Below are 13,720 nucleotides of genomic sequence, written 5' to 3' on the forward strand. Positions count from 1 at the left end.
TCGACGGTTACGTTTTCGGTGTCAGTTTCAGCAAGTGTCCCGAGGCATCCGCCGGGCCGTCTTCCAGCAGCCAGATCGTGCCATCGGCGCCTTGCTCGATCTCGCGGATACGGTTTTCGAGCGGGTAGCGGGCTTCTTCCACCGCCTTTTCGCCGTCGATCCGGACGCGGATCACGCCGGGCACGGTGAAGGAGGCGATCAGCACCTGGCCCTTCCATTGCGGGAACAGCGCGCCCGAGTAGAAGATGAAGTCGCCCGGTGCGATCACCGGGTTCCAGCTGATCGCCGGGGCGGCGAGATCGGGGCGCGTGGAATTGCGGGGGATCGGCTTGCCGTCGTAGTGGTCGCCGTCCGACACCAGCGGCCAGCCGTAGTTCTGTCCCGGCTTTACGAGGTTCAACTCGTCACCGCCCGCCGGGCCGTGTTCGAGGTCCCAGAGCCGCCCCTGCGCGTCGAAGGCGAGGCCGAGCACGTTGCGGTGGCCGTAGGACCAGATCTGGTTGGTCGGCGCGGGCTTGTCGGCCCAGGGGTTGCCGGGCGCGGGCGTACCGTCGGGCAGGAGGCGGACGATCTTGCCGAGATTGGTGCCGAGGTCTTGCGCGGGCGTGAACTTCTGCCGCTCGCCGGAACTGACGTAGAGGTACTTGCCGTCGGGCGAGAAGGCGAGGCGGTGCGAGTAGTGGCCCTGTCCGGTGACTTTGGGCACCTGCCGCCAGATCACCGAAAGGCCCTGGATTGTGCAGGTCGTCGGCTGCGGGCAGGAGAGGGTGCCTTTGCCGACTGCGGCGCCGCGGGTGTCGCCCTGACCGGCTTCGGCCCAGCTCAGGTAGATCACCCGGCCGTCGAGCGTGGCGCCGCTCTGGTCCGGCGCGAAGATCACGTCGCCAAGGCCGCCCTGGCCGCCGTAATCGACCTTGGGGGCGCCGGAGACGGTGCCGGGAGTGCCGTCCGCGAGGCGCAGCTTGATCGTGCCCTTCTTCTCCGTGACGATCATCGCGCCGGTGGCCTTGTCGATCGCCATGGCCCAGGGCTCGTCGAAGCTGGCGACCTGTTCCACTTTGAACGGCGTTTCGTCGGAAGATGCGGCGGAGGCCTTGTCCCCGGTGACTGCGGCGCCGCAGCTTGCCAGCACGAGGGCGACGGGCGATACCGCCGCAAGGAACGATCTGGAGATAATCGGCTTCGTCATGACGGTCGCACCCCTGAAAGAATCTGGCCTGAATGAATCTGGCTTCCCTCTAACGAACCGCCTCGTCATCGGTGTCGATGAGGCGGGGCGAGGGCCTCTGGCCGGTCCGGTTGTGGCGGGCGCGGTGGTGCTGTGCAAGCCCCGGCCGTCCGGGCTGGACGATTCCAAGAAGCTCTCGGCCAGGCGCCGCGCCGAACTGGAAGCCGCGATTAAGCGCCGCTGCCGCTGGGCGGTGGGCGTGGTGGACGTGGAGGAGATCGACCGCATCAACATCTTCGGCGCGACGATGCTGGCGATGACCCGCGCCGTCGCCGCGCTGTGCGAGCAGATCGGGCAGGACCCGCACGAGGTGCTGATCGACGGCAACATGACGCCGATGAACCGCACCGCCGAGTGGCGCTGGCAGGCCCGCGCCATCGTCGGCGGCGATGCGATCGAGCCTTGCATTTCCGCCGCCTCGATCATCGCCAAGGAACACCGCGACCGCCTGATGCGCGAACTGGCCGAGGCGCATCCGCACTACGGGTGGGAGCGCAATGCCGGTTACGGCACGGCGCAGCATCTGGCGGCGCTGCGCCTGCATGGACCCACGCCGCACCACCGCCGCAGCTTTTCGCCGGTCGCGCAGCTGGAGATGGCGCTTTGACGGGCTTCACCGCAGCCTCGGTCGCCGGACAGGGGGGCAATTGCTTCCTCGTCACCGGGGCCAATACCGGAATCGGCTATGAGACGACCCGCGTGCTGGCGGCGCGCGGCGCGCGGGTGCTCATGGCCTGTCGTAGCGAGGACAAGGCGCGGCTCGCGATGGAGCACATCCGGATGGAAGTGCCCGGCGCCAATCTCGCCTTCGTGCCGCTCGACCAGGCCGACCTGTTCAGCGTCCGCGAATGCGCCGAGCAGGTCGCGCGGGATGAGCCGCGTCTCGACGTGCTGGTCAACAACGCCGGGGTCATGGTGCCACCGCTCGAACGCACGGTGCAGGGGCACGAGTTGCAGTTCGGCGTGAACCACCTCGCGCCTTTCGCGCTGACCGGGCTGCTCCTGCCCAAGCTGGCCGAGACGCCCGGCGCGCGTGTCGTTATCACGGCCAGCCTTGCGCATATGCGCGGGCGGATCGACTGGGACGATCTCGATGCCCGGCGCAGCTACCGAGCGCGCCAGCGCTACGGCGACAGCAAGCTGGCCAACCTGCTCCACCTGCTGGAACTGGACCGCCGCCTGCGCGCGGCCGGGTCGCCGGTACGTGCCATGGCCTGCCATCCCGGAATCGCCGCGACCGAACTCGGCCGTCATTCGCTGGGGTTCCGGCTGCTCTTCCCGGTGGCGGGCGTAGTGCTCAACAGCGCCGAGGACGGCGCCTGGGCGACGCTCCAGGCCGCGACCGACGCAGGTGCGCAGCCGGGCGAATACTATGGCCCGCAGCGCTTCTTCGGCATGTCCGGTCCTTCCGGCATCGCGCGGCGCAACGCTGCGGCGCGCGATGCGGTGGCGGCGCGCAGGCTCTGGGAAGTCAGCGTGCAGATGACGGGTATCGACTGCGGCCTCGCAGGGCTCTGAAGCGTGCTGCGAATGCCGGTTTGAATCTTTCCGGGGCAATGCCCTGCGGAGAAGATTCAGTAGGTCCGGGGCGAGCGTTCAGGGGCTTCCGGCAAGGACCTGAAATGCCGACCATCGGGAAATTTTTTGCGGTGAGTCCCGAGAGTCACAACCCCCATATCTTGAGTCTCCCGAGTCGATAGTGACTCGACATCTTGTGCCGGATTCGTTTTGTTCCGTTTGCTGAAGGGCTGAATCACTAGGGAATCCCACGAGTCGCGGGTTGACGTTGAGTCCGGAAAGACTCACTAGGGCGTCAATCCACAGTTCAATTTCCCGGAGCAAACATGGGCCAGATACTCGTCAAGCAGAAGATCCGCGCAGCCGCGCCGGCGCCTACGCCGAAGGAACTTCTGCCGCTTGGCCAGATCATTCCGGGCGACTGCATCGAAGCCATGCGCTCGATCCCCGATGCCAGCGTCGACATGGTCTTCGCCGATCCGCCGTACAACCTCCAGCTCGGCGGCGACCTCGCCCGTCCGGACGGCAGCCACGTCGATGCCGTCACCAACGACTGGGACAAGTTCTCCAGCTTCGCCGCCTATGACCAGTTCACCCGCGACTGGCTGACCGAAGCACGCCGCGTGCTCAAGCCCGAGGGTTCGCTGTGGGTGATCGGTTCGTACCACAATGTCTTCCGCCTCGGCGCGATCATGCAGGACATGGGGTTCTGGATCCTCAACGACATCATCTGGCGCAAGGCCAACCCGATGCCGAACTTCAAGGGCACGCGCTTCACCAATGCGCATGAGACCCTGATTTGGGCCTCGATGGGCGAGAAGTCGAAGTACACCTTCAACTACCGCGCGATGAAGACGCTCAACGACGAACTGCAGATGCGTTCGGACTGGGTCCTGCCGATCTGCAACGGTTCGGAGCGCCTGAAGAAGGGCGGCCGCAAGGTCCACCCGACGCAGAAGCCGGAAGCGCTGCTCTACCGCGTGATGCTGGCCACCACCAATGCGGGCGATGTCGTGCTTGACCCGTTCTTCGGCACCGGTACCACCGGCGCCGTCGCCAAGCGCCTCGGCCGCGAGTGGATCGGCTGTGAGCGTGAGGGCGATTACCGCGAAGCCGCGCTGGAACGCATCGAGATGGCTCTGCCGCTCGACGAACGCGCGCTCAAGACCATGCAGTCGAAGCGCAGCGCCCCCAAGGTCGCTTTCGGCACCCTGATCGAGACCGGCTGGATCAAGCCCGGCACCAAGTTGACCGACAAGAAGGGCCGCTTCGAGGCGGTCGTCCGCGCCGACGGTTCGCTGGCTTGCGGCAATGCCAATGGTTCGATCCATGGCCTCGGCAAGGAATTGCAGGAAGCGCCCTCGTGCAACGGCTGGACCTTCTGGCACCTGGAGCACGAAGGCAAGGTCAAGCCGATCGACGCGATCCGCCAGCTCTATATCCTCGCCACGGAGCCGTGAGGTTGGGGCGTAGCCTTCTCGCGCCCTTGTGAGCGTAACAAAGAAACCCCGGAGCGGCTTTTGTCGCTCTGGGGTTTCTTCGTTGGTTTCGCCTCTTCGCGGATATCCGGGGATTGAGCGTCGGCCTGGGTTTGAGAGGTGTGCCGGTTTGCGAGGCGCGCGATTAGTCAGAGGTAATCGCGCGCCTCGCAAAACCTGTTCTGCATGGGCAGCGCCCACGCTATGGGGCCAGTCATGACCCGCACCGTTTACATCCGCCCGACCGCCTTTGCCGACAGCCCTCAGAGTGAGGAGGGCGAAGCAATCCGCCTGGGCGGTTCGATGGCCTGGGCCAGCCGGTTCGCGCTGATCGTACGGGAGAACGGCAAGGTTCTCTCCCGCCGCCGGTTCGGGGCCGGAGAGGCCGCGGAGGCCCTGGCGACGCTTCCTGCCGATCTTGGTGCCGAGGCGGAACTCCAGTGGTCCAACTTGCGCAAAGTCCATGCTCCGCTGGTCTGTGGCGCGCGCACGATCCGGCTGGAGCAGCCGCAGATCGCCGGCATCCTCAACATCACGCCCGACAGCTTCTCTGACGGCGGCAAGTTCCTCGATGACGCGCAGATCGCCTCGGACCATGCCGCAGCGATGCTGGAAGCGGGCGCTGCGATGATCGACATCGGCGGCGAATCCACCCGGCCCGGCGCGGCGGCGGTGTGGGAAGGCGACGAACTCCGGCGCGTGGTGCCGATGGTCGAGCGGCTGGCGGCAATGGGTGCGGCGATTAGCGTCGACACGCGCCGCCCGGCGGTGATGGAGGCGACGCTGAAGGCAGGCGCGCATATCATCAACGACGTTTCCGCCTTGCGCCACGATCCGCGCAGCCTCGAATTCGCGGCGGCTTCGGGCGCGCCGGTGGTGCTGATGCATGCGCCGGGCGACGGCGACGATCTCCACTCGAACGGCAGCTATGACGATGTCGTGCTCGACGTGTTCGACTGGCTGCGCGAATGCCGCGACATCGCGGTGGCGGCGGGGATCGCGCCGGAGAACATCCTGCTCGACCCCGGCGTCGGCTTCGGCAAGACGCTGACCGAAAACCTCCAGCTCATGAACGGGCTGGCGCTGTTCCATGCCCTCGGCCAGCCGCTCTTCGTTGGGGCCAGTCGCAAGCGCATGATCGGCGCGCTGTCGAACGAGGCGCCCGCGCACCAGCGGCTCGGCGGCTCGGTGACGCTGGCGCTCAAGGCCATGGAGGCGGGCTCGCACGTCATCCGCGTCCACGACGTGGCGGAGACGGTTCAGGCCGCCCGCGTCTGGCGGGGGCTGCGCGATGCGGCGCTCACCGACTTCGCGCAGCTTCCCTGAACGCGCTCAGACTGCCAGATAGCCGCCGTCGACCGGATAGTAGGAACCGGTCACGAAGGACGCGCGCCCGGAGAGCAGGAAGGCCGTGACCGAGGCGATTTCCTCGGGGCTGGCGAGCCGGTTCAGCGCGTGCTTTGCCGCAAGCCCGGCGCGTTCCTCGGCGGTCATGGTCTTTTCCAGTGCGGGTGTGGAAACGAAGCCGGGGCCGACAGCATTCACGCGCAGGCCCGCATCGGCATAGTCGAGCGCGGCCACTTTGGTCATGCCGACAAGCGCGTGTTTTGCCGTGACGTAAGCGGCCGAGCCGGACCAGCCGACCGCGCCAAGGATCGAGGCCATGTTGACGATCGCGCCGCCGCCGCGCTCGACCATCGCCGGAATCTGGTACTTCATCGCGTAGAACACGCTGTTGAGATCGACGTCGATCACCCGCGACCAGGAATCGAGCGGGATATCCGCCAGCTTCATCGAAGGGGCACCGATCCCGGCATTGTTCACCGCGAAGTCCAGCCGGTCGAACATGCCGAGCGCGAAGGCGACCAGCGCCTCGTTCGCCGCCGGGTCCGCAACATCGAGCCGGAACACCGCCGTACGCTCGGCGCCGAGTTCCTGCGAAAGCGTGCGGGCGGCTTCCTCGTCGAAGTCGGCGATGACCACGCTGGCGCCGAGGCGCACCAGTTCGCGTGCCACCGCCGCGCCGATCCCCGAGGCAGCGCCGGTCACGATGCCTGCCTTGTCCTTGAAATCCATGATTTTCATCTCCTGCTGCGGGCTTAACGGCGAAGCTAGCAGGGAGTTCTCGATTGGCCGGGTGACTTGTTTGCAAGGCGCGCCGCGCGAAACGGCACGTCCTGTATTTTCGATTCCGGCGCGCGCTCAGGCGGCGTTGTCGATGCCGAGTTCGCTGAGCTTGCGGTAGAGCGTCGAGCGGCCGATGCCGAGCCGCCGTGCCACTTCGGTCATGCGGCCGCGATAGAGGCCGATGGCGAGTCGGATGACGTCGGCTTCGATCTCGTCGAGCGGGCGCAAGTTGCCATCCGCCGTATAGAGCATGACGCCCGCGCTTTCCTGCATCGGGTTGCCGGAGGCGACCGTCAGCCCGGAGCCGAGAATGTTGAGAAGTTGCGGGAAGTCTTCCGCGGTCAGCGCATCGCCGTCGCAGAACACCGCCGCGCGGAACAGCACGGCCTGGAGCTGGCGGACGTTGCCCGGCCAGTCGTAGGCGGCGAGCAGCGAGAGCGCGCCGTCGGTGATGCCCAATTCCCGCAGGCCTGGTTGCTCGCCGATGCGGGCGAGGAAGAAGCGGGCGAGGGCGGGAATGTCGCCGATGCGTTCGCGCAAGGGGGGTAGGCTGACTTTGGTGGGAGACAGCGCTTCCAGCAGTTCGGGTAGGAAATGGCCTTCGCTGACGAGGTCCTGCAAGGGCAGGTTGCTGGCGGCAATCAGGCGGGCGTCGATGCGGAACGAATGGCGCGCGCCGATCGGGCGCACGTCGCTCTTGCGGATCGATTCCAACAGGCGCTCCTGCACCGAGAGCGGCAGGCGGTCGATCTCGTCGAGCGCGAGCGTGGCGCCGTCGCAGTGCTGGAGCGCGCCGATCTGCCGGTCGAACGCGCCGGGGAAGGCGCCTTTCTCATGGCCGAACAGCGTGGATTCGATGGAGTTGGCGGGAAGGCCGCCGACATTGACGATCCGCAGCGGCGATTTCGAACGCGGGCTGGCCGCATGCATCGCCCGGATCAGCATTTCCTTGCCCGATCCGGTCTCGCCCTCGATCAGCACCGGACCATGCCCGCGCGCGGCCTTGGCGGCGACGGCCAGTGCCTTGCGGAAGTTCGGCGCGGCCCCGATCATCGATTCGAAATCGGGGTTGGAGGGCATCTTCTCGGTCAGCGGCGCCAGTTCGTCGCGCGGAGCTTCGCGGGTGGTGGCGGAGCGCAGCGCGTGCATCAGCCGGTCCGGTGCGACCGGTTTGACCAGATAGTCGGTCGCGCCCGCGCGCATGGCCTCCACCGCGAGCAGCGGCGAAGTGCTGGCAGTCAGCATCAGGATCGGCAGGGCCGGGCGGCGGGATTTCAGCTCTGCGATCAGTGCGCAGGCATCGTCTCCGGGAACCCATTGGTCGAGGACGATGGCGGAAAGCTGCATGCCCTGACGGGTGCCGAGCGTGGCGATCGCGGTTTCTGAATCGCGTGCGATGACCGTGCGCCAGCCTTCCCGCGCCGCCAGCGCGGAGATCAGGCGGCTCTGGGCCGGCTCGTCATCGATGAGCATGAGGAGGCGCTGTTCCTGGTCCGCCATAATTCGCCCGCCCGTATCGCCTCCTTGGTGTCGCCTAGCGGATCTAGAAGAAACCGGTAAAGACCAAATTAAGGCTCCGGTCGGTTCACCGCAAACAACGGAACTCTATTTGAAAATTCGCCTATGGCAAATCTTCTGGTGTTTGCGCCGGATCGTATCCGACCTGGATCAAATGACAGGGCGCTTGGCTCTTGATGCGGAAGCGTTCCTGCGGTTAAGTATCCTCCACAATAGAATAATGAGCAGGGGATACCGTTTCATGGCTTCAGGCAACGATATCAAGACCGCTACCGAGACCTACAACGGCTTCGTGAAGGTCACGGCCTGGAGCACCGGGATCATCATTCTCATCGTCGCCTTCGTCGTCAGCCTGATCGCCGCGTAAGTCGTGGCGACAGGCACGCGGATCGCCGTTCTTCGCGAGCGGGCATCCGGTGAGACGCGGGTTTCGGCAACGCCGGAAACCGTCCGCAAACTGATCGGCCTCGGCGCGCAGCTCGCGGTCGAGAGCGGGGCGGGGCTGACCGCCAGCATCGCCGATGCGGACTATCTCGCGGCGGGCGCCGAAGTCGGACCGGCCGAACAGGTGCTGGCCGGGGCGGATATCGTCTTCGGCATTCAGGGACCGGACCCGGCGCTGCTCGGGCCGGTTCGTCCGGGGGCCTGGATCGTTGCCGGGCTCGATCCCTTCGGCCAGCGGGCGCGGATCGAGGGATATGCGGCGGCGGGGTTGGAAGCGCTGGCGATGGAGTTCATGCCGCGCATCACCCGCGCGCAGTCGATGGATATTCTCTCCTCGCAATCCAATCTGGCAGGTTACAAGGCGGTGCTGGTCGCCGCCAACCTCTATGGTCGCGCCTTTCCGATGATGATGACCGCCGCCGGTACGATCAGCGCGGCCAAGGCTTTCGTCATGGGCGTGGGTGTCGCGGGATTGCAGGCGATCGCGACGGCCCGTCGCCTCGGCGCGCAAGTCTCGGCCACGGACGTGCGTTCGGCAACGAAGGAACAGATTCTATCGCTCGGCGCCAAGCCGATCTTCGTCGAGAACGTCGCCGGGATCGAGGGCGAGGGCTCGGGCGGCTATGCTACCGAAATGAGCGAGGAATACCAGCGCGCTCAGGCGGAGCTGGTCTCCAGCCACCTCGCCAAGCAGGACATCGTCATCACCACGGCGCTGATTCCGGGGCGGGCGGCACCGCGCCTGATTTCGGACGCCCAGATCGCGACGATGAAACCCGGCAGCGTGATCTTCGACCTCGCCGCGCCGCAGGGCGGCAATGTCGAAGGCTGCGTGGTGGACGAGGTGGTGGAGCGTCACGGGGTGAAGATCGTCGGCTACTCGAATACGCCCGCACTCCTGCCTGCGGACGCCTCGGCGCTGTTCGCGCGAAACCTGTTCAACTTCCTCTCCGCGTTTTGGGACAAGGAACAGGGCAGGCCCGTCCTCGACGAGGAAATCGGCAATGCCATCCGCCTGACTCAGGGCGGGAAAGTGGTTCACGAGCGGCTGCTCGCCTGAAGAGCGCTTAGAAGGGAAGGGGGCTCATGGACTTCATCTCGATCCTGTCGATCTTCGTATTGGCCTGCTTCGTGGGCTATTACGTCGTCTGGTCGGTGACACCGGCACTGCATACGCCGCTCATGGCGGTCACCAATGCGATTTCCTCGGTCATCGTCGTCGGCGCGCTGGTGGCCAGCGCGGCGCAGGGATCGCCGCTCGCGAAATGGCTGGGGCTGGGCGCGGTGGTGCTCGCCAGCGTCAATATCTTCGGCGGCTTCGCCGTCACCGAGCGGATGCTGGCGATGTACAAGAAGAAGGACAAGCCAGCGCCGAAAACCACCGATAACGGAGGCACGCGCTGATGGAGGTTCATGCCGTGAACCCATGGGTCGCCGGAGCCTATCTGGTGGCTGGTGTCTGCTTCATCCTTGCCTTGCGCGGACTTTCCTCACCGGCCACGAGCCGGCGCGGCAACCGCTACGGCATGATCGGGATGGGCATAGCCGTCGCGACGACGCTAGTGACGCACGAGATAGCCAGCCTGCCTGAGATCCTCGTCGCCATCGCGATCGGTGGCACCTTCGGCTTCGTGATCGCCCGGCGCATCCAGATGACGGCGATGCCGCAACTCGTTGCTGCCTTCCATTCGCTGGTGGGCCTCGCGGCGGTGCTGGTCGGCATTGCCGCCTACTACAACCCGGCGGCTTTCGGCATTCTCGATGCGAGCGGGCTGGATATTCTCAAGGGCAGCCGGATCGAGATGGGGCTGGGCGTCGCCATCGGCGCCGTGACGTTCTCCGGCTCGGTGATCGCTTTTGCCAAGCTCAACGGCAACATGAGCGGCGCACCGATCCTGCTTCCCGCCCGCCATGTCATCAATCTCGGCACGCTGCTCGCGATCGTCGTGCTCGTCGGCCTGTTCCACTGGAACACGCCTGCGCTGTTCTGGACGATCGTGCTGCTGAGCTTCGCGATCGGCTTCCTGCTGATCATCCCGATCGGCGGGGCGGACATGCCGGTCGTCGTCTCGATGCTCAATTCCTATTCGGGCTGGGCGGCGGCGGCGATGGGCTTCACTCTGCACAATACAGCGATGATCATCACCGGGGCGCTGGTCGGTTCCTCGGGCGCGATCCTCAGCTACATCATGTGCCGGGCGATGAACCGCAGCTTCCTGTCGGTGATCGCGGGCGGTTTCGGAGCTGAGGCCGGAGCGGGCGGCGCGGCTGCCGCGACGGATCGGCCGTGGAAGCGCGGTTCGGCCGAGGACGCGGCGTTCCTGATGAAGGAGGCGGAGAACGTCATCATCATCCCCGGCTACGGCATGGCCGTGGCCCAGGCGCAGCATGTCCTGCGCGAGATGGCGGACCAACTCAAGGCCCACGGCGTCGGCGTGAAATACGCGATCCACCCGGTCGCTGGCCGTATGCCGGGGCACATGAACGTGCTGCTGGCCGAAGCCAACGTGCCTTACGACGAAGTCTTCGAACTGGAGGACATTAACGGCGAGTTTGCCCAGTGCGACGTTGCCTTCATCATCGGCGCAAACGACGTGGTGAACCCCGCCGCCAAGACCGACAAGACATCTCCGATCTACGGTATGCCGGTCTTCGACGTGGAGAAGGCCAAGACGATCTTCTTCATCAAGCGCTCGATGGGCGGGCAGGGCTATGCCGGGGTCGACAACGACGTGTTCTATATGGACCAGACGATGATGCTCCTCGCCGATGCGAAGAAGATGGTCGAGGATATCGTGAAAGCGCTGGCGGACTGAGGCTGCGGCTCTATAGGGCCGCCCCATGTTGCGCATGTTCAAGCGAATCCTGCTGCTCGTCGGTCTTGTCTTCGTGCTCGTGCTGGGCGTCCATCTCTATGCGGGGTGGCGGCTGCACACGGCGCTGGTGGAGGCGGGTATATCGAAGCCGGTCGCCACCTGCATGACCAAGCGCATGGTCAAGCGGCTCAGCCTGCGGCAATTGATGAAGCTCCAGAACCTCGAAGGCGATAAGCCGACGCTCGGCGCCTGGGTGAGGGCAGTGAAGCAGGTCGACGACAGCAAGGTCATTCTCGTCACCACGTCGTCGGCGGCCTTGTGCAGGACGGGATTTGCTCGCTAGTAGGGCGCCGAGAGCCATCCTTCTTCGGGCCAGCCTGCTTTCGGGAAAGACACCAGCTTGACCCCTGAACCTACCCTCGCACCTTACGCTTCCGATCCGGCCCGTTCGCGCGGCCGCGAGTTTTTCGTTGACGCGGGCTTGCCGCGTGGCCAGCGCAGCCCCTACCAGCGCGACCGCGACCGGATCGTCCATTCGATCGCCTTCCGCCGCCTGCGCTACAAGACCCAGGTGTTTATCGCTCCGGATGGCGACCACTATCGCGTACGCCTGACGCACAGCCTGGAAGTGGCGCAAGTCGCCCGCGTGATCGCCCGCATCCTCCGCCTCGACGAGGACCTGACCGAAGCGCTCGCGCTTGCGCACGATATCGGCCATCCGCCTTTCGGCCATGCCGGGGAAGACGCGCTCGACGCGGCGCTGCACAAGGCGGGTGGGTTCGACCACAACGCCAATTGCCTGCGCACGCTGATGCGGATCGAGAGCCCTTATTGCGATCATGACGGGCTGAACCTGACCTGGGAGACGCTGGAAGGTCTCGCCAAGCACAATGGTCCGGTCAGCGAGCCGAACTGGGCGCTGGCCGAACTCGACGCGGCTTATGGGCTGGAGCTGGGCACTTATGCCTCGCTCGAAGCGCAAGTGGCGGCGCTGTCGGACGACATCGCCTACGACAACCACGATATCGACGACGGCCTGCGTGCGGGCTTCCTCGATCTCGACGAACTGCTCGCCCATCCCTTCATCGTCCCGCGCTGGGCCGAAGTCGAGCGCCGCTATCCCGGCGTACCGCGCGATCGCCAGCTCGCCGAGCTGATCCGCAGCCAGATCGGCTTTATGGTCAATGACTTGCTGGACGAAACGAAGAAGCGTCTGATCGGCATCGAGAGCGTCGATCAGGTGCGCAGCGCCGGTCGCCAGCTCGTCGCCTTCTCGCCCGAAGTCGAGGAAGGCGAGCGCCAGTTCAAGCGCTTCATGTACGAAAAGCTCTATTACCACCCCGAACAGCTTGAGACCGCCCGCCGCGCCCGCGCGCTGCTGGCGGAACTCTATTCGGCCTACTCGCAGGAGCCGGTGCTGATGGAGGAGAGCTGGATCGACGGACTGCCGCGCCACGAACCCGCGCGCAGCCGTCACATCGCGGATTACATCGCGGGCATGACCGACCGCTACGCCATCTCGTGCCATGCCCAGATCTACGGCAGCACCCCTGAAGGGTTGCGGAATGTCTGACTCCACTGCGGCGGGGCGACGGATCTGCCTCGTCGGTGCCAGCGGTCTCGTCGGTTCGGCGGTGATCGAGGAAAGCATCGGCCGCACCGATCTGCGCATCATCGGCGTGGCGCGGCGCGAAGTGTCCTTGCCCAAAGGCGCGCGGTTGGAAATCCTCCTCGGCGATACGGCAGAGTGGCCGGTCCTGATCGAGGCTGCCCATGCCGATGTGCTCGTCTGCGCGCTCGGCACGACCCGCAAGGTGGCGGGCAGCGACGAGGCCTTTCGATCCGTCGATCACGATCTCGTGCTGGAGACCGCCAAAGCGGCGCGTCTGGCCGGGATCGAGCGGATGATCCTGGTTTCCTCGGTGGGCGCCGATCCCGAGAGTGCTAATCTCTACTTGCGCACCAAGGGGGAGGTCGAGAACGCGCTGGGGGAACTCGGTTTTGCCCGTCTCGACATTCTTCGCCCCGGTTTGCTCCGCGGCAAACGCGAGGAAGACCGGCCGCTTGAACGGGCGGGGCAGGTGGTTGCGCCGCTGGCAGACATTCTGGTGTTTCATGCAAGGCTGCGCCGGTTCCGCTCGATTGCTGCGGTCCGTCTGGCGCAAGTGATCCTGGCGCTTTCCGGAGAAACTGCGCCCGGCCGGTTCGTTCACGAACACGATTCCATGGTGGAAATCCTGCGCGGCGCATGATTCTGAGGCGATATTCCGGCAAGTCGTGGAAATTGTGATGCAGTGCAGCGTGATTGCGTTGACTTGCACGCGGCGCTCCAGCAATTGACGAAACATCGCTGACAGCGCGGGAGAGACCTGCTGATTCGCCTATGCGAAGATGCAGGCGCCGAAGGAGCAACCGCCCCGGAATCTCTCAGGCAAAAGGACCGCGCAGCGTCGATAGCGAGACTCTGGAAAGTGTCTCATTCCCTTGGGATGAGGCCGCCGACGGTGTAACTTTGGCCTGCCTGTCATGGGCGTGCCAAGGGAAGCTCTCAGGTTTCCGTGACAGAGGGGGCACCTGGAATGGTGTACCAA

General features: G+C 65.6%; 14 protein-coding genes and 2 riboswitches. Of the genes, 11 read left to right on the forward strand and 3 right to left on the reverse strand.

Going from position 1 to position 13,720, the window contains the following annotated elements:
- Nucleotides 1–7: 7 nt before the first annotated feature.
- Nucleotides 8–1,189 (reverse strand): PQQ-dependent sugar dehydrogenase, encoded by a 1,182-nt coding sequence (locus ACZ1II_RS14385; protein WP_465147048.1) that lies wholly within the window; start codon nt 1,187–1,189, stop codon nt 8–10.
- Between ACZ1II_RS14385 and ACZ1II_RS14390 the strand changes: the two genes are divergently transcribed.
- The 4 genes from ACZ1II_RS14390 (at nt 1,188) to folP (ending at nt 5,550) form a co-directional block, all read left to right on the forward strand.
- On the forward strand, nt 1,188–1,835 hold the full coding sequence (locus ACZ1II_RS14390; protein ID WP_465147049.1) for a ribonuclease HII: 648 nt from the start codon (nt 1,188–1,190) through the stop codon (nt 1,833–1,835). The two genes, ACZ1II_RS14385 and ACZ1II_RS14390, sit on opposite strands and share 2 nt — an antisense overlap.
- Nucleotides 1,832–2,746: an oxidoreductase gene (locus tag ACZ1II_RS14395; protein ID WP_465147050.1), complete on the forward strand. Its 915-nt coding sequence runs from the start codon at nt 1,832–1,834 to the stop codon at nt 2,744–2,746. Before ACZ1II_RS14390 ends, ACZ1II_RS14395 begins: the two co-directional genes overlap by 4 nt.
- Nucleotides 2,747–3,072: 326 nt before the next feature.
- Nucleotides 3,073–4,206: a DNA methyltransferase gene (locus tag ACZ1II_RS14400; protein WP_465147051.1), complete on the forward strand. Its 1,134-nt coding sequence runs from the start codon at nt 3,073–3,075 to the stop codon at nt 4,204–4,206.
- Nucleotides 4,207–4,440: 234 nt separating this feature from the next.
- Nucleotides 4,441–5,550: a dihydropteroate synthase gene (gene folP, locus ACZ1II_RS14405; protein WP_465147052.1), complete on the forward strand. Its 1,110-nt coding sequence runs from the start codon at nt 4,441–4,443 to the stop codon at nt 5,548–5,550.
- Nucleotides 5,551–5,556: 6 nt separating this feature from the next.
- Here the strand turns inward: folP and ACZ1II_RS14410 are convergent, their stop codons facing one another.
- On the reverse strand, nt 5,557–6,300 hold the full coding sequence (locus ACZ1II_RS14410) for an SDR family NAD(P)-dependent oxidoreductase (RefSeq protein ID WP_465147053.1): 744 nt from the start codon (nt 6,298–6,300) through the stop codon (nt 5,557–5,559).
- A 126-nt stretch (nt 6,301–6,426) separates the two neighbouring features.
- Nucleotides 6,427–7,851 (reverse strand): sigma-54-dependent transcriptional regulator, encoded by a 1,425-nt coding sequence (locus ACZ1II_RS14415; protein ID WP_465147054.1) that lies wholly within the window; start codon nt 7,849–7,851, stop codon nt 6,427–6,429.
- 259 nt (nt 7,852–8,110) lie between these two features.
- Between ACZ1II_RS14415 and ACZ1II_RS14420 the strand changes: the two genes are divergently transcribed.
- From ACZ1II_RS14420 to ACZ1II_RS14450, 7 genes are read left to right on the forward strand one after another with little or no spacing between them, the layout of a single operon-like run.
- The gene (locus tag ACZ1II_RS14420; protein WP_147219684.1) at nt 8,111–8,236 is read left to right on the forward strand and encodes an aa3-type cytochrome c oxidase subunit IV; all 126 of its coding nucleotides are present in this window, start codon (nt 8,111–8,113) and stop codon (nt 8,234–8,236) included.
- Nucleotides 8,237–8,239: 3 nt separating this feature from the next.
- Nucleotides 8,240–9,373, forward strand: a complete 1,134-nt coding sequence (locus ACZ1II_RS14425) for an NAD(P) transhydrogenase subunit alpha (RefSeq protein ID WP_465147055.1) — start codon at nt 8,240–8,242, stop codon at nt 9,371–9,373.
- A gap of 26 nt (nt 9,374–9,399) precedes the next feature.
- A complete protein-coding gene (locus ACZ1II_RS14430) occupies nt 9,400–9,717 on the forward strand; it encodes an NAD(P) transhydrogenase subunit alpha part 2 (RefSeq protein WP_334182373.1) in 318 nt (105 codons plus the stop codon).
- Nucleotides 9,717–11,129 carry an NAD(P)(+) transhydrogenase (Re/Si-specific) subunit beta gene (locus ACZ1II_RS14435; RefSeq protein ID WP_465147056.1) on the forward strand — a complete coding sequence of 471 codons (1,413 nt, stop codon included), beginning with the start codon at nt 9,717–9,719 and terminating at the stop codon, nt 11,127–11,129. The genes ACZ1II_RS14430 and ACZ1II_RS14435 overlap by 1 nt, the downstream gene beginning before the upstream one ends.
- Before the next feature lie 34 nt (nt 11,130–11,163).
- Nucleotides 11,164–11,472, forward strand: coding sequence for a hypothetical protein (locus ACZ1II_RS14440; protein ID WP_465147057.1), 309 nt, complete (start codon nt 11,164–11,166; stop codon nt 11,470–11,472).
- 57 nt (nt 11,473–11,529) lie between these two features.
- Nucleotides 11,530–12,702: a deoxyguanosinetriphosphate triphosphohydrolase gene (locus ACZ1II_RS14445; RefSeq protein WP_465147058.1), complete on the forward strand. Its 1,173-nt coding sequence runs from the start codon at nt 11,530–11,532 to the stop codon at nt 12,700–12,702.
- Entirely contained in the window at nt 12,695–13,381 is a 687-nt protein-coding gene (locus ACZ1II_RS14450; RefSeq protein ID WP_465147059.1) for an NAD(P)H-binding protein, read from the forward strand. The genes ACZ1II_RS14445 and ACZ1II_RS14450 overlap by 8 nt, the downstream gene beginning before the upstream one ends.
- Before the next feature lie 97 nt (nt 13,382–13,478).
- Nucleotides 13,479–13,582, forward strand: a riboswitch (glycine riboswitch).
- A 1-nt stretch (nt 13,583) separates the two neighbouring features.
- Nucleotides 13,584–13,704, forward strand: a riboswitch (glycine riboswitch).
- Nucleotides 13,705–13,720: the final 16 nt, after the last annotated feature.

It is taken from the genome of Novosphingobium sp. BL-S-20 (genome assembly GCF_055521635.1).

Coding starts and splice junctions, on each gene's coding strand:
- ACZ1II_RS14435 (WP_465147056.1), top strand. CDS start 9,717: ATGGAGGTTCATGCCGTGAACCCATGGGTCGCCGGAGCCTATCTGGTG.
- ACZ1II_RS14390 (WP_465147049.1), top strand. CDS start 1,188: ATGACGGTCGCACCCCTGAAAGAATCTGGCCTGAATGAATCTGGCTTC.
- ACZ1II_RS14415 (WP_465147054.1), bottom strand. CDS start 7,851: ATGGCGGACCAGGAACAGCGCCTCCTCATGCTCATCGATGACGAGCCG.
- folP (WP_465147052.1), top strand. CDS start 4,441: ATGACCCGCACCGTTTACATCCGCCCGACCGCCTTTGCCGACAGCCCT.
- ACZ1II_RS14410 (WP_465147053.1), bottom strand. CDS start 6,300: ATGGATTTCAAGGACAAGGCAGGCATCGTGACCGGCGCTGCCTCGGGG.
- ACZ1II_RS14400 (WP_465147051.1), top strand. CDS start 3,073: ATGGGCCAGATACTCGTCAAGCAGAAGATCCGCGCAGCCGCGCCGGCG.
- ACZ1II_RS14420 (WP_147219684.1), top strand. CDS start 8,111: ATGGCTTCAGGCAACGATATCAAGACCGCTACCGAGACCTACAACGGC.
- ACZ1II_RS14450 (WP_465147059.1), top strand. CDS start 12,695: ATGTCTGACTCCACTGCGGCGGGGCGACGGATCTGCCTCGTCGGTGCC.
- ACZ1II_RS14385 (WP_465147048.1), bottom strand. CDS start 1,189: ATGACGAAGCCGATTATCTCCAGATCGTTCCTTGCGGCGGTATCGCCC.
- ACZ1II_RS14440 (WP_465147057.1), top strand. CDS start 11,164: ATGTTCAAGCGAATCCTGCTGCTCGTCGGTCTTGTCTTCGTGCTCGTG.
- ACZ1II_RS14430 (WP_334182373.1), top strand. CDS start 9,400: ATGGACTTCATCTCGATCCTGTCGATCTTCGTATTGGCCTGCTTCGTG.